The organism is Bradyrhizobium sp. 17 (assembly GCF_023073515.1).
In the GTDB taxonomy this organism is placed as follows: domain Bacteria; phylum Pseudomonadota; class Alphaproteobacteria; order Rhizobiales; family Xanthobacteraceae; genus Bradyrhizobium; species Bradyrhizobium canariense_D.
In genome coordinates, this window is sequence record NZ_JADPJQ010000117.1 from 467,841 (window position 1) to 486,920 (window position 19,080).

The 19,080-nt window shown below is 64.7% G+C and carries 18 protein-coding genes; 7 read left to right on the forward strand and 11 right to left on the reverse strand.

Annotation, left to right across the window (positions count from 1 at the left end; translation table 11 throughout):
* Positions 1–276: 276 nt before the first annotated feature.
* Both IVB13_RS27270 and IVB13_RS27275 read left to right on the forward strand, forming a co-directional pair.
* Complete coding sequence (locus IVB13_RS27270; protein WP_247490921.1) at positions 277–1,941, forward strand: L-lactate permease; 1,665 nt, start codon at positions 277–279, stop codon at positions 1,939–1,941.
* Positions 1,942–2,079: 138 nt separating this feature from the next.
* Positions 2,080–2,478 carry an META domain-containing protein gene (locus IVB13_RS27275; RefSeq protein WP_247490923.1) on the forward strand — a complete coding sequence of 133 codons (399 nt, stop codon included), beginning with the start codon at positions 2,080–2,082 and terminating at the stop codon, positions 2,476–2,478.
* A 196-nt stretch (positions 2,479–2,674) separates the two neighbouring features.
* Here IVB13_RS27275 and IVB13_RS27280 read toward each other — a convergent pair whose 3' ends face one another.
* From IVB13_RS27280 to IVB13_RS27290, 3 genes are all read right to left on the reverse strand, one after another.
* Complete coding sequence (locus IVB13_RS27280; RefSeq protein ID WP_247490925.1) at positions 2,675–3,886, reverse strand: hypothetical protein; 1,212 nt, start codon at positions 3,884–3,886, stop codon at positions 2,675–2,677.
* A 199-nt stretch (positions 3,887–4,085) separates the two neighbouring features.
* Positions 4,086–5,717, reverse strand: coding sequence for a chaperonin GroEL (gene groL, locus IVB13_RS27285; RefSeq protein WP_085350111.1), 1,632 nt, complete (start codon positions 5,715–5,717; stop codon positions 4,086–4,088).
* Positions 5,718–5,863: 146 nt separating this feature from the next.
* Positions 5,864–6,160 (reverse strand): co-chaperone GroES, encoded by a 297-nt coding sequence (locus IVB13_RS27290; RefSeq protein ID WP_247490927.1) that lies wholly within the window; start codon positions 6,158–6,160, stop codon positions 5,864–5,866.
* A gap of 313 nt (positions 6,161–6,473) precedes the next feature.
* On the opposite strand from IVB13_RS27290, the gene IVB13_RS27295 reads away from it, so the two are divergent.
* On the forward strand, positions 6,474–6,995 hold the full coding sequence (locus IVB13_RS27295; protein ID WP_007596953.1) for a hypothetical protein: 522 nt from the start codon (positions 6,474–6,476) through the stop codon (positions 6,993–6,995).
* Between the two features lie 249 nt (positions 6,996–7,244).
* Here the strand turns inward: IVB13_RS27295 and IVB13_RS27300 are convergent, their stop codons facing one another.
* Entirely contained in the window at positions 7,245–8,024 is a 780-nt protein-coding gene (locus IVB13_RS27300) for a protein phosphatase CheZ (protein WP_018453435.1), read from the reverse strand.
* 314 nt (positions 8,025–8,338) lie between these two features.
* Between IVB13_RS27300 and IVB13_RS27305 the strand changes: the two genes are divergently transcribed.
* Positions 8,339–9,133, forward strand: coding sequence for a L,D-transpeptidase (locus IVB13_RS27305; RefSeq protein ID WP_085385433.1), 795 nt, complete (start codon positions 8,339–8,341; stop codon positions 9,131–9,133).
* A 73-nt stretch (positions 9,134–9,206) separates the two neighbouring features.
* Here the strand turns inward: IVB13_RS27305 and IVB13_RS27310 are convergent, their stop codons facing one another.
* The 5 genes from IVB13_RS27310 to IVB13_RS27330 form a co-directional block, all read right to left on the reverse strand.
* Entirely contained in the window at positions 9,207–10,019 is an 813-nt protein-coding gene (locus IVB13_RS27310) for a DUF2076 domain-containing protein (RefSeq protein ID WP_018453437.1), read from the reverse strand.
* A gap of 136 nt (positions 10,020–10,155) precedes the next feature.
* Complete coding sequence (locus IVB13_RS27315; RefSeq protein ID WP_247490928.1) at positions 10,156–11,001, reverse strand: ChbG/HpnK family deacetylase; 846 nt, start codon at positions 10,999–11,001, stop codon at positions 10,156–10,158.
* A complete protein-coding gene (locus tag IVB13_RS27320; protein ID WP_204512399.1) occupies positions 10,998–12,059 on the reverse strand; it encodes a glycosyltransferase family 2 protein in 1,062 nt (353 codons plus the stop codon). Before IVB13_RS27320 ends, IVB13_RS27315 begins: the two co-directional genes overlap by 4 nt.
* Positions 12,060–12,159: 100 nt before the next feature.
* Positions 12,160–13,137 carry an ATP phosphoribosyltransferase gene (gene hisG, locus IVB13_RS27325; RefSeq protein WP_018453440.1) on the reverse strand — a complete coding sequence of 326 codons (978 nt, stop codon included), beginning with the start codon at positions 13,135–13,137 and terminating at the stop codon, positions 12,160–12,162.
* A 3-nt stretch (positions 13,138–13,140) separates the two neighbouring features.
* Positions 13,141–14,292: an ATP phosphoribosyltransferase regulatory subunit gene (locus IVB13_RS27330; RefSeq protein WP_204512398.1), complete on the reverse strand. Its 1,152-nt coding sequence runs from the start codon at positions 14,290–14,292 to the stop codon at positions 13,141–13,143.
* Between the two features lie 733 nt (positions 14,293–15,025).
* On the opposite strand from IVB13_RS27330, the gene IVB13_RS27335 reads away from it, so the two are divergent.
* The gene (locus IVB13_RS27335; RefSeq protein WP_247490930.1) at positions 15,026–15,970 is read left to right on the forward strand and encodes a helix-turn-helix domain-containing protein; all 945 of its coding nucleotides are present in this window, start codon (positions 15,026–15,028) and stop codon (positions 15,968–15,970) included.
* Positions 15,971–15,979: 9 nt separating this feature from the next.
* Here the strand turns inward: IVB13_RS27335 and IVB13_RS27340 are convergent, their stop codons facing one another.
* Positions 15,980–16,732, reverse strand: a complete 753-nt coding sequence (locus tag IVB13_RS27340; protein ID WP_018453443.1) for a 16S rRNA (uracil(1498)-N(3))-methyltransferase — start codon at positions 16,730–16,732, stop codon at positions 15,980–15,982.
* A 209-nt stretch (positions 16,733–16,941) separates the two neighbouring features.
* Here IVB13_RS27340 and IVB13_RS27345 point away from each other — a divergent pair, with 209 nt between their 5' ends.
* A complete protein-coding gene (locus tag IVB13_RS27345; RefSeq protein ID WP_085350104.1) occupies positions 16,942–17,601 on the forward strand; it encodes a hypothetical protein in 660 nt (219 codons plus the stop codon).
* Positions 17,598–18,530: a 4-hydroxybenzoate octaprenyltransferase gene (gene ubiA, locus IVB13_RS27350; RefSeq protein WP_018453445.1), complete on the forward strand. Its 933-nt coding sequence runs from the start codon at positions 17,598–17,600 to the stop codon at positions 18,528–18,530. The genes IVB13_RS27345 and ubiA overlap by 4 nt, the downstream gene beginning before the upstream one ends.
* On the opposite strand, the gene IVB13_RS27355 is transcribed toward ubiA, so the two are convergent.
* Positions 18,527–19,045 carry a DUF6101 family protein gene (locus IVB13_RS27355; protein WP_018453446.1) on the reverse strand — a complete coding sequence of 173 codons (519 nt, stop codon included), beginning with the start codon at positions 19,043–19,045 and terminating at the stop codon, positions 18,527–18,529. The two genes, ubiA and IVB13_RS27355, sit on opposite strands and share 4 nt — an antisense overlap.
* Between the last annotated feature and the right edge of the window lie 35 nt (positions 19,046–19,080).

A 19,080-nucleotide genomic window follows, 5' to 3' on the forward strand; every position in this document is an offset into this window, starting at 1 on the left:
GGGGCCAAAGACTTGGGACGACGGCGGAAATCGGCGCGCTTAGACTAAAGTCGCAAGTCCTGCAATTTGCGTTGGCTTGTCGCAGCTTGCAACCCTAGCATGGGGCTCGACGGCGCGGGGTGGGGGCCTTCGGGATTTCGCGAGCTTGTGAGCGGACGGGAACCGCTGCATTCGCGAGGAATTCGCGTCCGGCTCGGGGGTTATCGCTTCAGGGTCAAGCAGGATCGGCTGTCCACGCGGGCCGCCTGCAGCACACATGCGTGGGGGAGGAAGATCATGTGGAATCAAGTTTATGACCCGTTGCACAGCCCCGTGCTGTCGACGATCGCGGCGGCAGTCCCTGTCGTCACATTGCTGGTCCTGATCGCGAGCGGACGGGTCCAGGCTCATATCGCAGCGGTCATCGCCGTGATCGTGGCCAATTTGATCACGATCTTCGTCTTCACCATGCCGGCGAACATGTCGATCCGCGCCTCGGTGCTGGGCATCGTCACCGGGTTCTTCCCGATCGGCTGGATCGTTCTCAACGTCATCTTCCTCTACCAGGTGACGGTGAGCACCGGGCGCTTCGAATTGCTCAAGCGCGCGGTCGGCGGCGTCACCGAGGACCGGCGGCTGCAATTGCTGCTGATCGCGTTCTCGTTCGGCGCCTTCTTCGAAGGCGCCTCGGGCTTCGGCACGCCGGTCGCGATCACGGGCGCCGTCCTGATCGGCCTCGGCTTCTCGCCGCTTGCAGCAAGCGGCCTGTCGCTGATCGCCAACACCGCGCCGGTCGCTTATGGGGCGCTGGGCACGCCGATCCAGGGCCTTGCCTCGGTGACCGGGCTTGATCCCTACATCCTCGGCGCGATGGTCGGCCGGCAATTGCCGTTCTTCTCGCTGATCGTGCCGTTCTGGGTGGTGTGGGCGTTCGCGGGCTGGAAGGGCATGAAGGACGTCTGGCCGGCGATCCTGGTCACCGGCGTGTCGTTCGCTGTCCCGCAATTCGTGATCTCGAACTACGTCAATCCCTGGATCGTCGACATCGGGGCGTCGCTGATCTCGATGGGGGCGCTGATCCTGTTCCTGAAGGTCTGGCAGCCCAGGCAGCTCTGGCTGTCGCCGGCGCTGCGCGGCCGCGATGAATCGGCCGCCACCATGGCCGCGGCAAAACCGATGGACAAGACGCCGCTGACGCAGAGCGAGCTGTTCAGCGCGCTGCTGCCGTGGATCATCGTCTGCATCGTGATGCTGATCTGGGGCAATGGTGGATTCAAGACCTGGGCGAACTCGATCTTCACCTGGAACTATCCCGTTCCCGAGCTGCATCAGATGATCAACAAGATGCCGCCGGTCGCGCCGGGGCCGACGAAAGAGAGCGCGGTGTTCGGCTTCACCTATCTCTCGTTCACCGGCACCGGCATGCTGATTGCGGCGATCATCTCAGGCTTCCTGATGGGCGTCGGTCCTGGCCGGCTCTTGACGGAATACGGGCGCACCATCCGGCTTTGCGCGATCTCGCTGATCACGATCTCGGCGATGCTCGCGATTGGCACGCTGACGCGGCTCTCCGGCGTGGACGCGACGCTCGGCCTCGCCTTTGCTGCAACCGGCGTGCTCTATCCCTTCTTCGGCACGCTGCTCGGTTGGTTGGGCGTGGCGCTAACGGGATCGGATACCGCTTCCAACGTTCTGTTCGGAAATCTTCAGAAGATCACCTCCGAGCAGCTTGGTCTATCGCCGATCCTGATGGCTGCGGCGAACTCGTCCGGCGGCGTGATGGGCAAGATGATCGACGCCCAGTCGATCGTGGTCGCGTCCACCGCGACGAATTGGTACGGGCACGAGGGCACGATCCTGCGCTTCGTGTTCTGGCACTCGATCGTGCTGGCTTCGTTGGTCGGCGGGTTCGTGACGTTGCAGGCCTATGTCTGGCCGTTCACGGCGATGGTCCTGAAGTAGCAGGCCACGCCCGGCTTCAACCCAAATCCCCGCGAGGTTGCTCCTCGCGGGGATTTTTGCGCCGCGCATGGACGAACCTTCTCAACGGCGCCGCCGTCTTATAGAAGGTGCCGCAAATCAGGTCGGTCGAGAGGTCTCATGGTTTCGTTCAGCCAGACGGTGTGTGCGGCGGTTGCAATGCTCGCGATGTCCACGCTCGCGCGCGCGGAGGACGGTTTTCCGTTCGGCACCGAGATGACGCTGGAGGCGCTGCCGCAGCCGGGCTCGAAGCGGATTCCGAACATCGAGATCGGCGACAATGGCGAGGTCGTGCTGGAGCTCTGGTGCAAGGGCGGCAAGGGCCAGTTCTCGGTTGCTGGCAACACCGTGATCTTCGTCCCCGGCCACATCCAGGACCGCTCCTGCCCGCCGGCAAGGGCCCAGGCCGACGACGATCTCGTTGCAGCCCTGGGCAGTGTCGAGACCTGGAAGCGCCAGGGTGACGTGCTCACGCTCGTCGGCCCCAAGCCGCTGCGCTTTCGCGTCAACGGCAATTAGCCTCTGCTGTCATTCCCCGCGACCCGGCTACGCCAAGGCTTCGCCGGGGTTGAGGTCCAGAGGCGCCGAAGCTTTAGCACAGGCGGCAAGCGGGGAATCCAGTACGCCGCGGCTTCTCGATTCATCAAAACCTTCTCGGAGTACTGGATCGCCCGGTCAAGCCGGGCGATGACCGAGAGTTGATGCGCGGGCTACATCACTTCCACACAGACTTGTCGGCGTCCCAGCGCTGGCCTTTCAGCTCCTTGGCGAGCGCCTCGACCGAACCGTTGTCGTCGGGCTGATCGCCTTCCTCGTCCGCGGTCGCTTCGTCCGAGAGATTGAGCTTGGCGCCGCTGCTCTCGTCAGTGGTCGTGGTCGCGGGACTCCCGATCCAGAGCATGAGCTTGTCGGTCGTGCCGGGCTTGTCGGGCGAGACGAGACCCGCAACCTCGATCGTGTCGGTGAGCTCGAGCGCGGGAAAGTCCTGGTTCGGCCGCTTGAACACCAGCTTGAGCTTGCCGGTCGCCGGGTTGAAGCTTTGCGAGACCGGCTTTGCCGCGAGCGTCCTGCTCAGCACGCCAGCCACCGCGGCCGCGAGCTTGTCGCGGTTGATCTTGTCGCCGTCGCGCCAATCGGCGGCGGGAATGCGGATGGTGCGGTCCATCTCGGTCATGCCCGCGGTCCAGCCCGCGGCGGTCACGCCGGGCGTCGCCTTGAATTTCGCCAGCAGCGCGCCGGCGCGCTCCGGATCGACCGACATATTGATGGTCTGCTCGCCCGCGCGTAGCGCGTCGCAGCCGACGGTGAGACTCGCCAGCGTCACCTCGACGTCCTGGCCCTTCAGGCTCTTCAGGAACTCGGTCGCGGCATCCAGCTTGACCTTGACCGCGATCGCTTCCGGCGAGACGTCGGTGAAATCCTTTGGTTGGGGCGTGATGCCGTCGTCGGAGGTCTGGTTGTCGAGGAATTCCTTCTCGCTGAGATCGGAATTGTCGGGCGAGGTGACCTCGGTCACGGTCTGGCCAATGCTGATCTGGCCGCGGAATTCGAACGTGTCTCCGGCCTGTTTGCGCAGCAGCTTGACTGTGACCGGCGCCTTCGCGCCGAGGCTCTGCGTCGTACCCGTCAGGTTCTGGCCCGCGACCTGGAGATTGACGACGAAGCGGTCCTTGCGGTCGGAATTCTTCGCGACGGGATAACAGACGTCGAGCACGGCTGCGGTGACGGTCTTGCCCTGGCGTGTCTCCTTCAGGATCACGTCGGCATTGCCGTCCATCAGCCCGTCGATCGAGGTGAAATAGCGCGTCTCGACGCCGCCGGGCGCCGTGGCCTTCGGCGCCAGCTTCATCTGGGCGGATGCGACCTCAGGCGAAACTGCAAGCAGAGCCGCCAGAACGGCCGTGGAGCAAAACACAAGCGCGCGCATCGACGAAATCCCTGAGGCAATGGGGCATGACTCGGAAAGTGTGAAGCGGTTTTCCGTTGAGATCAGGCCCAAACAATTCGAATCGGCGTCACCGTAGTGGGTTTTGGCTGCCGGTTGAATTGGAAAGCACGGGTCATGATCGGCAAAAAAGAAGGCCGCCCGGAGGCGGCCTTCGCAACACTGCAATGGAACGGACGGCTTAGAAGCCGCCCATACCGCCACCGGCCGGCATGCCGGAAGCGGCTTCCTTCTTCGGCGACTCCGCGACCATGGCCTCGGTGGTCACCAGCAGGCCGGCGATCGAGGCGGCGTCCTGGAGTGCGGTGCGCACCACCTTGGCGGGGTCGATGATGCCCTTCTCGACCATGTCGACATACTCCTCGGTCTGGGCGTCGAAGCCGAAGGTCTCGGACCTGTTCTCCAGGATCTTGCCGACGACGATCGAGCCTTCCACGCCCGCGTTCTCGGAGATTTGGCGGATCGGGGCTTCCAGCGCCTTCAGCACAATGTTGATGCCGGCCTGGACGTCGGCATTGGCGTTGGTCAGACGGCCGACCGCCTTCTTGGCGCGGAGCAGCGCGACGCCGCCGCCGGGTACGATGCCTTCCTGCACCGCGGCGCGCGTGGCGTTGAGCGCATCCTCGACGCGGTCCTTCTTCTCCTTGACCTCGATCTCGGTGGCACCGCCGACGCGGATCACCGCGACGCCGCCTGCGAGCTTGGCGAGGCGCTCCTGGAGCTTCTCACGGTCGTAATCCGAGGTGGTTTCCTCGATCTGGGCCTTGATCTGGCCGACGCGGGCCTCGATCTCCGGCTTCTTGCCGGCGCCCTTGACGATCGTGGTGTTCTCCTTGTCGATCACAACCTTGCCCGCGCGCCCAAGCATCTTCACCGTGACGCTCTCGAGCTTCATGCCGAGGTCTTCGGAGATCAGCTGGCCGCCGGTGAGGATCGCGAGGTCCTCGAGCATGGCCTTGCGGCGGTCGCCGAAGCCCGGCGCCTTGACGGCGGCGACCTTCAGGCCGCCACGGAGGCGGTTGACGACCAGGGTGGCCAGCGCCTCGCCCTCGACGTCCTCGGCGATGATGACGAGCGGCTTGCCCGACTGCACCACGGCTTCCAGCACGGGCAGCATGGCCTGCAGGCCGGACAGCTTCTTCTCGTGCAGGAGGATGTAAGCGTCCTCGAGTTCGGCCGTCATCTTCTCGGGGTTGGTGACGAAGTAGGGGCTGAGATAGCCGCGGTCGAACTTCATGCCCTCGACGATGTCCACCTCGGTGTCGAGTGACTTGTTCTCCTCGACGGTGATGACGCCCTCGTTGCCGACCTTCTGCATCGCCTGCGCGATCATCTTGCCGATGGCGGCGTCGCCGTTGGCCGAGATGGTGCCGACCTGGGCAACCTCGGAGGAGGCGGCGACCGGCTTGGCGCGCTTCTCGATGTCCTTGACGACGGCCGCGACCGCGATGTCGATGCCGCGCTTGAGGTCCATCGGGTTCATGCCGGCGGCAACCGACTTGGCGCCTTCGCGGACGATGGACTGGGCCAGCACGGTCGCGGTGGTGGTGCCGTCGCCGGCGAGGTCGTTGGTCTTGGAGGCGACCTCACGCACCATCTGGGCGCCCATGTTCTCGAACTTGTCCTCTAGCTCGATCTCCTTGGCGACGGTGACGCCGTCCTTGGTGATGCGGGGCGCGCCGAACGACTTCTCGATGAGCACGTTGCGGCCTTTCGGGCCGAGCGTCACCTTGACGGCGTTGGCGAGAATATCGACGCCGCGCAGCATGCGTTCGCGCGCGTCTCCGGAAAACTTGACGTCTTTGGCAGCCATGGTCTGCAATTCCTCTTCTTTTTTCGTGATGTGTCTTGCTTATTGGGTCGCCTCATTCCGGGGTCCGCGATCGAACCCGGCGGAATGATGCATGCCCGGATCGAGTGACCCGGGCATGCATTCAGCGGCCGTTCAGGCGTCTGGCCTTAGGCCATCACGCCCATAATGTCCGACTCCTTCATGATCAGGAGCTCATCGTTGTCGATCTTGACCTCGGTGCCCGACCACTTGCCAAACAGCACACGGTCGCCGACCTTGAGGTCGATCGGGATCAGCTTGCCGGCCTCGTCGCGGCCACCGGGGCCGACGGCGACGACTTCGCCCCGGGACGGCTTTTCCTTGGCCGTGTCCGGAATGATGATGCCGCCCTTGGTCTTTGACTCGGCGTCGATACGTTTGACCACGACACGGTCATGCAGCGGACGAAATTTGGATTTAGTCATGACGTTTCCCTTTGGAGGCTCGCTTCGGAAGGAGAGGAAGTGGGCGGGCGGCGCTTCCGTCCACCCTTCCCGAGGATCGATCGGCGCGCGTTAGCAATCCATCTTTCAGAGTGCTAATGGTGCGCCCGGGAATATGGCTTGGCCGCGATCCTGTCAAGCAAAGGTGGTTAAGCGATTGGTGAGACGGATATAGGATGGTGACATTGGAAACTTGTTCGGGGTGCCGGCGTATTAAAGGACGTCATTGCTCCGGCAGCGGTTTTGCGCTTGGCTGCGTAAGGGGTGCGGCCATGGTTTTGTCCGGGGGAATGCCATGATCAGTTCAGCTCACGCGCGCACGGTCGCCAATCTGGCGGCGGCTTCTTGCCTGGCGCTGCTGCTTGGTGCCTGCGGCGGCGGCATGAGCCTGCCGTCCTTTTCTTCGTCCTCACCGCCCCCCGAGGCCGAGCCCGGCACCGGTCCGGAAATGCCCGCGTCGATCCGCGCCGACGAGATCGTCGGGCGCTGGGGCCTCGCCTCATTCCAGAACCCGGCCGACCGCGCCCGCACCGAGGCTGCCGCCCGGGCCCAATGCAAAAATCCTTACGTGATCACCGCCGGCTCCTCCGGCGGCGTGATCATGCATCTGGCGGACCAGGCAACACCGCAGGAACTGCGGCTGAAGGGTTCGCCCAGCGGCAAGAATTATATTGGGCCGGCGGGTCCGACGCCCGGCGAGCAGGACCGCGAAATCGTCTCCTTCGACGGCCGCGTCCTCATCACCCGCTTCATCGACAAGGACGCCGCCACCCGCTACGGCAACATGGTCTACGTCCGCTGCGCGCCGAGGGCGTAGTCTCTATCCTTCGTCATGCCCCGCGACCCGGCTACGCCAAGGCTTCGCCGGGGTTGAGGTCCAGGGGCGCCGAAGCTTTAGCGTAGGCGGCAGGCGGGGCATCCAGTACGCCGCAGCTTCTCGGCTCAATCATTGCCGTCTCTGGAATACTGGATCGTCCGCCTGCGCGGACGATGACAGCAGGGGACGATAGACAACAAAAAAACGCCGGCTTGCGCCGGCGTTCGTTATTCAGAGCGTCGCGTCCGTTCAGTCGAACAGCGCGTCGATGTCGTCCTGCGAGGCGTGGCCGACGTCGCCGGCGAGCTTCGGGCCGTTGAGAAGCTTGTCGTCATCGCTGCGAGTGTCGACCTGCGGCACGACGTGAGACTTGATCGCGTCGACACCGCCCCAGATTTCCATCATGGAATTGATGTGCTGCTCGATGAACTTCATCGTGCTCATGACCTTGCTGATGCGCTGGCCGGTCAGGTCCTGGAAGTTGCAGGCTTCGAAGATCGAGATGACGCGTTCCTGGATATCGTCGGCGAGCCGCTTCTGCTGATCGGCCGATTGCACCTTGGCCATCGCGCTGGCCGCCTGGTCGATCGACTCGGCGGCTTCGAGGATCTGCTGGGTCGCCTGTTCGGTGCCGCCGACGACCGCGCCGAGCTCGCCATTGACCTTGGCCATTTCGCCGCCGTCGAAGCTCTTGCCATGCAGTGTCGCGATCTCGCGCTTGGTGCGGTCGATGGCGTCGTGGATGAGGTCGAGCTCGACCTTCAGCTTCTCGCACTGCTCGATCTGCGCCCGGTAAGTATCGAGCATGGTACGGGCTTCGGAGAGCTCGTGGGCGGTGGAGGCGTCGATCGCCGCCATGGCGGCGCTGCCGGACAACGGCGCGGTGCCCTTCGCCATCTGCGTGCGGATCGCACGCAGCTCGGCCATGATCTCGCTATGCATCGGCGCAGCCTCCTCAATCATTTCGGGGCTGGGCATCTCGCCGACAATAGCCTCCTCGACACGAAAACGTTTGCGGTGAATAGCCATCAAGAACTCCCCCCACCTCACTCACGCGTCTTTGTAGGCAGAAGCGATTTAACACGAAGTTCACAGCCGGAACTGTCGTGCGGCTGCGCGCGACGGCGTGCAAACGGGCGATTAACCATGCGTGCACGGCGTTCATCGAAAATAAACGCTGATCGCCAAATTGCGCCGTTGCCGACGATGTGGTGAATCGAAATGGCGTTTCCGTTTACCAAACAAAACGGCTTTTGCTCTTTATTGACCACGTCGCGGATGCGGATCAGCCATCACCTCGCCACGACGCATGTGATCTAGACGAAACAGTACAGAGTACGTCGATGTTCAAGAAAATGTCTGTTGCGCTGCTTGGCAGCGCTTGCACCTTCATTGCCGGCGTCAACAGCGCCAGCGCCTTCGACAATAGCGTGCCGAACGATCCGCCCGCGGTGCTGTACCAGCCGCAGGTGCCGCCTGCGCCCGTGCGCGTCGCCTCCAACATGGGCGGTGGCTTCATCGAGTTCATATTTGGCGACGGGCCCGGTCGCGGTCCGGCCTACGCTCCGCAGCAGCCGGTGTATCAGCAGCAGCCAGGTTATTATGACCAGCGCCGCCTGCCGCCGATGGGCGAACCGCAGATGCAGGGCGCAAGTCTCCAGCAGGAGGCGGTCGATCCGCGGCAGCGTCAGTTTGACCCGAGATTCGAGAAACAACTCGTTGACTATAGCGGCAACGAAAGCGCCGGCACGATCGTGGTCGATACGCCGAACAAATTCCTCTACCTCGTCGAGGGCAACGGCCGCGCGATGCGCTACGGTATCGGCGTCGGCCGCCCCGGCTTCACCTGGTCCGGCGTGAAGTCGATCACGGCCAAGCGCGAATGGCCGGCCTGGACGCCGCCGGCGGAAATGATCGCGCGCCGTCCTGACCTGCCGAGGCATATGGAAGGCGGCCCCGAAAATCCGCTCGGTGCGCGCGCGATGTATCTCGGCTCGACGCTCTACCGTATCCACGGCTCCAACGAGCCTTGGACCATCGGTACCAACGTCTCCTCGGGCTGCATTCGCATGCGCAACGAGGACGTCATCGATCTCTACGGCCGCGTCAACGTCGGCACCAAGGTCGTGGTGATGTAGGCGCATAGCGCTCGGAACCAAAAACGGCCGCCTCATCGGCGGCCGTTCTCGTTTGGAGCAAGGATAAGAAGCGTCAGGCGTAATCGCTGCCGCCATCGTCGCCGCCGCCGAAATCGCCGTCGTCGGCGAGGTCGACATTGCCGCCGTCATTGTCGTTCTGATCGTTGTAATTCTGGTCGTCGTTCGAAGCGTGGTCGGCGAAGCCCTGCCGGGAAGCATCACCGCGGTTCGAGCCGATGTCATCGAGGCCGGCATCGCGCGCGAGCGAGCCGCCGGACTGATCGCTGCCGGTCCAGGGGCTGCGATCGCCCAGAGCATTGGTGTCGCCGAAGGCCTGCTGATGCGATCCGCCCATCATGCCGCGGATGCTGGAGAGCAGCAGCGAGCCGCCGACGACGCCGGCCGCGGCGGCCGCCGCCGTGCCGAGGAACGAGCCACCGCCACCGCCGATCGGCGGCGCACCATAGCCCTGACCCGGTCCTTGGCCGTAGGCCTGTCCGTACGGTGGTTGGCCATAGCCCGGCTGTGGCTGCTGCATCGCCTGGCCGCTGTTCCAGACCGGCCGCGAGTCACGCGGCGGTACGTTCGGAACCGAGCCGCGCGACGGACCCCCGCCGAATAGCGTGTCGCGCATGGTGTCCAGGAAACCGCCGGACTGCGCCTGCTCGGGCGCCTGCGCCGCCTCCAGCTCCTGGATGCGATTGTGAGCACGCTTCAACGCCTCGTCCTGCAACAGCACGGTCTGCACCAGCGCATAGATGGCGCCGGGCGCCTTGCGCAGGCCGTCGGAGATCGCGGCGATCGCGTCGGGATCGCGCGGTGCATTTTCCAGTTTCGAAAGCCGGTCGAAAAGCTCGTCGACGAGCTGGCGTTCCTGCGGCGTCATGGTCAGTCTCCCTCGCGCAAAACAAGCGCGAGGCAGATGTAGGGTTCCATTGTGGCCCCAACAGTGCCGGCTGGATTAAATTTCGGTATGCGACAAGCTGCCCCGCGGGGCGGCTTTCTCGCAAACTTCGCCGGTTTTACCCCAGCGTGACGCCGCTGTCCGTCAGCAGGCGCGCAAAGGCATCGCCGGCGAGATAGGCGTGCTCGCGTTCGCGGACATCCGTCATCGGGTCGAGCCCGGTGAGAATTTCGTCGACGAAGCCGGGATGACACATCACGAGGCCGCCATCCGGCAGGCCTTCGAGAAATTGCCGCATCAGCTCGCCGAAATCGGCCGCCTGCGTGAAATCATAGGCGCCGGCGAAGCCGGGATTGAAGCTGAGGCCCGCGCTGCCGGCACGGCGGCGGAATTGCGCGCTGAGAATGTCGAGCACCATGGCTTTCGGTGAGGCCAGCCGCTGCATCAGCGGCAGGTCGCGGCCGCCCTGGCGCACCCAGGCTTTTGGCGCGACTTCGCTCACCGCATCGACAAAGCCGTCGCGCACCTGCGGGTAGAGCTGCACATGCTGATGGCCGTCGACGAAGTCAGGCGCGCGTCCGAACGCTTTCGCGAAGGCTGCCAGCTGCGCCTTGACCTCGTTGCGAAAGAACTCGCGGTCGAGCCTTCGGGCAAGACCCGCGCGCAGCAGCTTCGGAAACGGGAGAAACATGTCGCCGTCGAGCGGACGGAAATGCATGGTGAGCGGCCGGAACGGTGCCGACAACGTCACGTGCAATCCGATCGCGCAGCGTGGGCTCGCTTGCGCTGCCGCCTGGAGCGCCTCGATCTCGCTGCGCTCGACCGCAGGTCCCACCATCATCACCGAGGTAGCGTTGAGACGGCCGCGTTCGATCAGGTCGCGGATGGCGCGATTGACGCCCGGGCTGATGCCGTAATCGTCGGCGCAGAGCCAGATCCGCCGCAGCGGCGCGGCCGCGCTCATTCGGCCGCCGTCCTCTTCGCGGCGTCCAAGCTTGAAGCGTCCTGGGCCTTCTCGGTTTCGAAATGCTTTTCACTGTGCTCGGCGACGAAGTAGATCGGGCGCGCCTTCAGCTCGGAGAGGATCTTGCCGATATATTCGCCGACGATGCCGATCATGATGAGCTGCACGCCGCCGATCGTCATCAGGCCGATCACGAGTGAGGGATAGCCGGGCACCTGCTTGCCGGTGGTCAAGACCTCCCAGAGGATCGACAGACCGAACAGGAACGCTCCGCCGGCGAGGATCACGCCGAGCAGGCTGGCGAAGCGCAGCGGCGCCACCGAGAACGAGGTGACGCCTTCGATCGAAAGACCAAGCAGGCGTGCGGCGCTGAAGGTCGTCACGCCATGGGTGCGCGGCGCGGGCTCGTAATCGACGCGGATCTGGCGGAAGCCGATCCAGCTCGCGAGGCCCTTGAAGAAGCGGTTGCGCTCGGGCAGCTGCCTCAGTGCTGCGACCGCGCGCGGCGACAGCAGGCGGAAGTCGCCGGCGTCTTCGGGAATCTTCTGGCGCGCGCCCCAATTGATCAGCGCATAGAAGCCGCGTCCGGCGAGCCGCCGCAGGAAGGGCTCGTTGTCGCGATGCGCCTTGGCGGTATAGACGACGTCGTAGCCGTCCTCGATCCAGTGCCGCACCAGTCGCTCGACCAGCGACGGCGGATGCTGGCCGTCGCCGTCCATGAACAGCACCGCGCCGAGCCGGGCATGGTCGAGGCCGGCCATCAGCGCGGCCTCCTTGCCGAAATTGCGCGACAGCGACACCACCTGGACGTCGACCGCGTCGGCCGGCAGCGAGCGGGCGATCGACAGCGTCGCGTCCGCGCTGCCGTCATCGACATAGACGACCTCGCAAGCCAAGCGATAGCGCTCCCGCAAGGTCTTTGCGAGATCGCAGATGCGCTGGTGCAGGGCGGCGAGGCCCGCGGCTTCGTTGTAGAGCGGGACGACAATCGACAGCCCCTTCGCGGCGGCGCTTGCCGCGTTGGTCGTCATGCCGGAAACGTCAGAGCCCAGCGTCATCGATCAAGGTTCCAGAGGCGTTCAAGGTCATCTCAACAGCATATGGTAGCTGCCGTTTGCTGTCGCTACGCTGAACGGAATTGCTCAACAAACTTTGGGCTCACTGCCGCAGGAACGCCTCGAGCCTGGCGAACAGCGGGTTCTCCCGGTCGAACACGTAATCCAGCGAAACCACCGAGACGGTCTCGGCGCCATGCCCGCGCAGGAAGCTCGCGAGTGCATAGAGCTGGCCCGGCGGGCAGTGCAGCGTGAGCATGCCTGACGAGGTCGGTCCGCCGAACGGGGCTTCGACGCCGAAGCGCTCGTGGGCCTCGGTGAGCATGGCCGCGTCGCACTGGCGGAAGCGGGTGCGGACTTCGCGGTATTTGTTGGCCCGCGCCCGCGCCGCGATGTGATCGAGGATGATTCGCGCGGTCTCCCGCGCTTGCGGCGACCAATCGGCGTCCCTTGAGGCGACCAGATTGGCCTGGCTGCGCAGGATCACGCCGTCGTCGAGCACCCGCAATCCGTTGGCGGCGAGCGTCGCGCCGGTCGTGGTGATATCGACGATCAACTCGGCGCTGCCGGCGGCCGGTGCGCCTTCGGTCGCGCCCGTGCTTTCGACGATGCGGTAATCGGTGATGCCTTGGCTCTGGAAGAAGGCGCGGGTGAGATTGATGAACTTGGTCGCGACCCGCATCCGCATGTGATGCTGCTCGCGGAAGCCGGTGGTGACGTCGTCGAGGTCGGCCATGGTGCGGACGTCGATCCACGCCTGCGGCACCGCGACGACGACGTCGGCATAACCGAAGCCGAGGCCTTCGATCAGGGAGACGCGCTTGTCGGCGTCCGCGATGGTCTCGCGCACCAGATCCTCGCCGGTGACGCCGAGATGCGCCGAGCCGCGGGACAGTTGCGAGGCGATCTCGCTCGCCGAGAGATAGGCGACTTCGACATTGTCGAGGCCCGCGAGCGTGCCGCGATAGTCGCGGGCGCCGCCCGCCTTCGACAGCTTGAGCCCGGCGCGGGCGAAGAAGGCCTCGGTGTTTTCCTGAAGGCGACCCTTGGAGGGAACGGCCAGAACGAATGGCGCGCTCATGACTTAAGCTCCCACCTTGCGGCCGATCCGGGTCAGCGCATCCACCCAGACCGAGAAACCGACCGCGGGGATCGGCTCGGCCGATCCAAGCTGGGTCATCAGCCCGTCATAGCGGCCGCCGGCAACCAGCGGCTCGGCGCCGTTGCCGCGGTGATGCAGCTCGAATTCGAAGCCGGTGTAGTAGTCGAGCCCGCGCCCGAACGCGGTCGAAAACCGCGTCCCCTTCACATCGATGCCGCGCGCCGCCATGAAGCCGACCCGGCTTTCAAACTGGTCGATCGCAGCACTGAGGTCGAGCTTCGCATCATTGGTGAGCGCGCGCAGCTCGGCCACGGCGTCATCGGGGTTACCCGATATCGACAGGAAACGCTTGAGCACGGCGATGGCTTCGCGCGGCAGCGCGCCGCCCTTCAGCGTCGACTGCTCGAGGAAGCGGTCGGCAATCTCGGCCGTGGTGCGGCCGCCGACATTGGTGGTGCCGGCGATCGACATCAGATCGGTGACGAAAGCGAGTGCTGCCTTGCGGTCGGAGCCGGCGAGCGCCGCGAGCACGCCCTCATATTCGCTGCGGGTCGCTGTGGTCGCGGCTGCCAGCCGTTCCAGATCCTGCTCCAGGCTGATCTTGCGGTTGAAATCCTTGACCAAGCGGCGGCGCCAGACCGGATAGAGGTCGAGCGCGTCGAGCAGCGCGTTGAACAGCGCCACGTCGCCGGTGCGGATCTCGACGTCGCGAACGCCGAAGGCGGCGGTCGCCTCCAGCGCCAGCGCCAGCATCTCGGCATCGGCCGCGGCGCGGTCCTGGCGGCCGAACGACTCGATGCCGGCCTGCAGGAATTCGCTGCTCTGGCCGTTGCGGTAGCGGAACACCGGGCCGAGATAACTGAACCCGGCCGGCTGGCCGGCACGGCCAGAGCTGAGGTAATCGCGGGCCACCGGTATGGTCAGGTCCGGGCGCAGGCAGAGCTCATCGCCGGAGAGGTCCGTGGTCAGGTACAGGCTCTTGCGGATGTCCTCGCCGGAGAGATCCAGGAACGGTTCGGCCGGCTGCAGGATGGCGGGCTCGGCCCTGACATAGCCGGCCTGGCCGAACGACAGCAGCAGCGTGTCCGCCCAGGCGGCGGAGCCGGCAGCGTTTGAGGTGGCAGTCGCGGTCATCTTGGGGTCCATCGTCCCGGTGGAACCGGGCAGGGCAAGCAGGGAACGAATTGCCGCAGGCCTTAGCATGGCCCGAAAGCGGTTTCGACCTCCAAAGGATCAATCGCTTAACCGGAGCGACGCGCCGTCAGCAGAGGATGCGAAGCCCAAATCAGGTATCGTCGCCAAGCTAGGTAATATAATACCGATCGATCGCGCTGCGGCCGACCCAGTTAGGTTGGACGCCTCACCCTCATTCATTTCGGCCAGGCAGGTCTCCGGGCCGCTTTCACGAAGGAATGGGCCGCCTGGGCGGAAAGCTCGGCCCTCGCATGTAACCTCATCCGCGAACTGCTTGGCCCGGTTGAGGATGTCCACTGGTCTCATGCTCAATTTGGGTAGGGCGGACGATCCGTTCGCAGAGCCTTGGTTTACCATGCGAAAGTTGGTTTCCGATTCATGCGACAACGCACAGATGTAATCCGAACGGTCGCGCGACACACGCTGGCCTATATGCTGTTTTGATTAGCGAGATGTTCCGGCACTACGACTTAGATCCACTCGACCTTCTGATCGTTCGTGCCATTCTCAATGCCCCGCGACCTGCGGCGCGCCGGGGCCAGAGGGCCGGGTGGTTTGCGTCGCGCTAAAGTCGCCGTCTCTACGAAGAAGGTCAGGTAAGCAGCAGAACATGGATCAAAGCCGTCTAGTCCCTGCTCGCGAGGCAATGCAAAAGATAGCGGCGGATCGCTTGATGTCGTTCCAGGATCTCAAGCCATCCTCGGCGCTCGAGCTCAAATCGTATGACATCGATCATTTCGGTGAGACCGAGAAATACGCCGGCGCATCGAGCATGCCGTTGTCTGTCGGGACGACCGCGATCATGCGTGCCCGGCTCACCTTGCCGACCCTGACCCTGTCGCTGTTGAAAACCTTCCCCCGGATCATTCGCGGCTATCAGCTCACCAATGCTGCCGCAGTGGTGGTACCGATGGATCACGTGACCTCTGCCCGCATCAACGGGCAATCGATCGGCGGTTCTGTTGTCATTCTAAAAGGCGGTTCAGATTGCTTGGTGCATGAGCCGGAGGGGCGTCTGCTGGCGGTGGTCTACTTCAGTCCATCCGGGCGGGAGCCATTGCCTGAATTGAGCGATGGATGCCATTTGCTGAATCCGGCGCCGGACGTGCTTGCCTCGCTGCGCCGTCTGATCTCGATCTCGCTTGAAACCGCGGCAAATGACCCGGACTTCCTGAACGAGCCGGCTTCGCAAACGATTGTCGAACGATCACTGCTCAGCACGATGGATGCGGCGATCTGGTCCAGTGTCGCAAGCGCACCTGCGTCGTCCACCACCGAGCATTATCGGCGGATCGTGGCTGATATGGAAAAACTGATTCGGCGCGATCTGATGATCTGGCACAAGACCACCGAACTGGCGGAACAGGCGGGCGTGTCGGTCCGGACTCTCCAGAGTGCGACACGGGCCATCTGCGGCATGAGCCCACATCGCTATAGCCGGGTCTTGCGCCTCTGGTCGGTACGCAAGCAACTGCGCACCGGCCGAGCAGGCCGGAGTGTGAAGTCGTGCGCGCTTGCGCATGGTTTCTGGCATCTCAGCGAATTCGCAGGGAGCTACAGAGAGGCTTTCGGAGAGTTGCCTTCGGAGACCCTGAACCGATCGCTACGAGGCGAATAGCAACGTGCCTTAGCCGCGTTCGCCACCCCAGTCGCCCAGCACCGCCTGAACCAGCGCCAGCGCGGCCACCGCGGCGGTGTCGGCCCGCATGATGCGGGGTCCGAGCGCCAGCCGCAGGATTTTCGGCTGCCGCAGCAGCAGGACCCGCTCTTCCTCGGCAAAGCCGCCTTCGGGTCCGATCAGCACGTCGATTCCCTCCCCGGCGCGTGCGGCTTGCAAGCTCCGAATGGGGTTTTCGAGCTCCGCCGCCTCGTCGCAGAAGATCAGCAGCCTGCCAGCGGCGCGCTGGGTCAAGAAGCGCTCCAGCGGCACCGGCTCGGCAACGGTGGCGATGCTGAGAATGCCGCATTGCTCGGCCGCCTCGACGACATTGGCGCGCATCCGCTCGGTATTGACGCGTGAGGCCTGGGTGAATCGGGTCAGAACCGGCTGCAGGCTGGCGGCGCCCATCTCGATGGCCTTCTGCACCATGTAGTCGAGCCGGGCATGCTTGAGCGGAGCGAAGATGTAGGCGAGGTCGGGCAGCCGGTCCTGCGGCCGGGTCTGCTGGAGGATGACGAGACCGTCCGGCCGCTTGCGGCCTTCAATGGCGGCCTGCCACTCGCCGTCGCGGCCGTTGAACGCCAAAACCTCGGCCCCGGCGGCAAGCCGCAGCACATTGCCGAGATAATTGCTCTGGTCGCGGTCGAGCTCGACCCTGCCGTCCTGGGCAAGCGGGGCGTCGACGAACAGGCGGGGGCCGCGGAAATCGTGGGAAGGCATCGTCAAAGGTCCGATTTGCCGCCGTTCTTAACCGAAAGCAGTCCTTTCGGGGTAAATTTTGCCAAAATGGTGCGTCGGCGCGCCGCGCTCCCGCCCTATTCAACGGGTTGTTAAGGGCCGGCGGGAATCGTAAAATCGCGAGCACGGTGGTTGCGCTTCAATTGGGAAGACGCCGAACCCCGCAAGCTCCTGCCGGAGAGACTGCCTTGATGATCCGTCATTTGATGGTTCCGATCACTGCCGCCATGGTCACGATGGGCGCCGTTGGTGCCTATGCGCAGGGCTTCCCCGCGCCGCTGCCGGGCCAAGCCCCAACCAGTTCCGCCTTCCCGCCCGTCAATGGCTCGGCGCCCGTCGCCTCCGTCGGCGGCGCGCCGCAATCCTCCTTCCCCGTGAATGGCGCCGCTCCTGTCGGTGGCGCCGGCGCCTTCAGCGCGGCCCCGCCGACGCAAGCCGGTCCCGGCGAGGACTGCATGAAGGCGTTCATGCCTCTGCGCGAAGATGCCGAAAAACGCGGCAAGCTGATCAAGGCCGCGAGCGACCGTCACGCCCCGCCTGACGAGGCCTGCAAGCTGATCCGCAACTTCAGCCAGGCTGAGACCAAGATGATCAAGTACATCGAGGCCAACGCCTCGAAGTGCGGGATTCCGGCGCAGGTCGGCGCGCAGATGAAGGACGGCCACAAGAACACCGAGGCCATGGCGGCGAAGGTCTGCAATGTTGCGCAGCAGATGCAGAACCAGCCGCGCGGACCGGCCGGTCCGTCGCTGAGCGAAGTGCTGGGTTCGGGCTCGCCGCCCGAGGCCAATGCCGGTAAGAAGGGCGGCAGCACCTTCGACACACTCAACGGCAACGTCCTGACGCGATGAGCGACACGTCAGCCCGAGTTGCCGATTCCACCGGCAACTGGGTCGATACGCGTGCGCCGCAATGGGCGCGGCCTTATCTGCGCTTGTCCCGCTTCGATCGTCCGATCGGCTCCTGGCTCCTGTTGATGCCGTGCTGGTGGTCGGCGGCGCTCGCCGCCGGCATGGCCCATGACGTCCGCGGCCTGCCGCTCACCATCGTCCTGTTCTTCATCGGCGCCTTCGTCATGCGGGGGGCAGGCTGTACCTGGAACGACATCACCGACCGTGACCTCGACGACAAGGTCGAGCGCACCCGCTCGCGGCCGCTGCCCTCCGGCCAGGTGAGCGCGAAGCAGGCGCTGGCGTTCATGGTCGCGCAGGCGCTGATCGGGCTCGTGGTGTTGCTGCAGTTCAACCGCTTCGCGATCCTGACCGGCATTGCCTCGCTGCTGATCGTCGCGATCTACCCGTTCATGAAGCGCATCACCTGGTGGCCGCAGATCGTGCTCGGGCTCGCGTTCTCCTGGGGCGCCCTGATGGGATTTGCCGTCACCTTCGGGCGGATCGATGTCACCGCGCTCGTGCTCTATGCCGGCGCGATCTCCTGGGTGATCGGCTACGACACGATCTACGCGCATCAGGACGCCGAGGACGATGCGCTGATCGGCATCAAGTCCACCGCGCGCCTGTTCGGTGCGCATACGCACCAGGCGCTGATACTGTTCTACGGCCTCGCGGTGCTGCTGATCGGCGTGGCGCTGGCGTCGGGCGATGCGCGCTGGCCGGCCTGGCTCGGACTTGGGGCCTTCGCCGTGCATCTGGCCTCGCAGATCGGGCGGCTGAATATCAGCGATGGCGATCTCTGCAAGCGCCTGTTCTACTCGAACCGCGACGCTGGGCTGTTGTTGTTTGCGGGTTTGCTGGCCGACGCGGTGATGCGGACGGCTTAACTCCGGGCGATGATCTCGCGCTCATCGCGATGCACCGACAACTCCCGTGCGACACCGGTGCGGCGGCGCATCAGAAATTTCGGACGGCGATCGCGAATCGGGTTGGCGCGGCGACGGCGCGGCGCGGGCTGGCGTGCGCCTTCGTCGAGCTGCGGAAGTGCGAACAGCTCGCTCCAGATTGCCCAGGCCTCAACGAGTTCGTCGCCGTCGGCGCTGACCAGCAGCGGAATGGAGAGCGAGGGATCGCGATGAACGAGGACGAGGGTCTGGGCCTCGTCGTTGCCGCGCAGCGCGACGCCGGTGAAGTCGCTGACGCGAACATTGATTGCCATCCGCATGCCGCGGACGGCACGGTGCAGCACGACACGTTCGCGATGAAGCTCGATCTGCCGTACATATCCGTCGGCGCGCGGATCATGCGCATCGAAGCGGACCGGAAGGGAAAGGGGGTCGAGCCGCAGGGAGCGGCTCGACCCGGCGGGAGCGATCCCGCTTGTTGCTGTTTGACGCCTCACGGCTTTAGTTCTCCCCGCCAGGATTATGTTCCCGG

Bases quoted from the DNA above. Each gene is read 5' to 3' on its own strand.
- IVB13_RS27270 (WP_247490921.1), top strand. From the start codon at position 277: ATGTGGAATCAAGTTTATGACCCGTTGCACAGCCCCGTGCTGTCGACG.
- IVB13_RS27275 (WP_247490923.1), top strand. From the start codon at position 2,080: ATGGTTTCGTTCAGCCAGACGGTGTGTGCGGCGGTTGCAATGCTCGCG.
- IVB13_RS27280 (WP_247490925.1), bottom strand. From the start codon at position 3,886: ATGCGCGCGCTTGTGTTTTGCTCCACGGCCGTTCTGGCGGCTCTGCTT.
- groL (WP_085350111.1), bottom strand. From the start codon at position 5,717: ATGGCTGCCAAAGACGTCAAGTTTTCCGGAGACGCGCGCGAACGCATG.
- IVB13_RS27290 (WP_247490927.1), bottom strand. From the start codon at position 6,160: ATGACTAAATCCAAATTTCGTCCGCTGCATGACCGTGTCGTGGTCAAA.
- IVB13_RS27295 (WP_007596953.1), top strand. From the start codon at position 6,474: ATGATCAGTTCAGCTCACGCGCGCACGGTCGCCAATCTGGCGGCGGCT.
- IVB13_RS27300 (WP_018453435.1), bottom strand. From the start codon at position 8,024: ATGGCTATTCACCGCAAACGTTTTCGTGTCGAGGAGGCTATTGTCGGC.
- IVB13_RS27305 (WP_085385433.1), top strand. From the start codon at position 8,339: ATGTTCAAGAAAATGTCTGTTGCGCTGCTTGGCAGCGCTTGCACCTTC.
- IVB13_RS27310 (WP_018453437.1), bottom strand. From the start codon at position 10,019: ATGACGCCGCAGGAACGCCAGCTCGTCGACGAGCTTTTCGACCGGCTT.
- IVB13_RS27315 (WP_247490928.1), bottom strand. From the start codon at position 11,001: ATGAGCGCGGCCGCGCCGCTGCGGCGGATCTGGCTCTGCGCCGACGAT.
- IVB13_RS27320 (WP_204512399.1), bottom strand. From the start codon at position 12,059: ATGACGCTGGGCTCTGACGTTTCCGGCATGACGACCAACGCGGCAAGC.
- hisG (WP_018453440.1), bottom strand. From the start codon at position 13,137: ATGAGCGCGCCATTCGTTCTGGCCGTTCCCTCCAAGGGTCGCCTTCAG.
- IVB13_RS27330 (WP_204512398.1), bottom strand. From the start codon at position 14,292: ATGACCGCGACTGCCACCTCAAACGCTGCCGGCTCCGCCGCCTGGGCG.
- IVB13_RS27335 (WP_247490930.1), top strand. From the start codon at position 15,026: ATGTCGTTCCAGGATCTCAAGCCATCCTCGGCGCTCGAGCTCAAATCG.
- IVB13_RS27340 (WP_018453443.1), bottom strand. From the start codon at position 16,732: ATGCCTTCCCACGATTTCCGCGGCCCCCGCCTGTTCGTCGACGCCCCG.
- IVB13_RS27345 (WP_085350104.1), top strand. From the start codon at position 16,942: ATGATCCGTCATTTGATGGTTCCGATCACTGCCGCCATGGTCACGATG.
- ubiA (WP_018453445.1), top strand. From the start codon at position 17,598: ATGAGCGACACGTCAGCCCGAGTTGCCGATTCCACCGGCAACTGGGTC.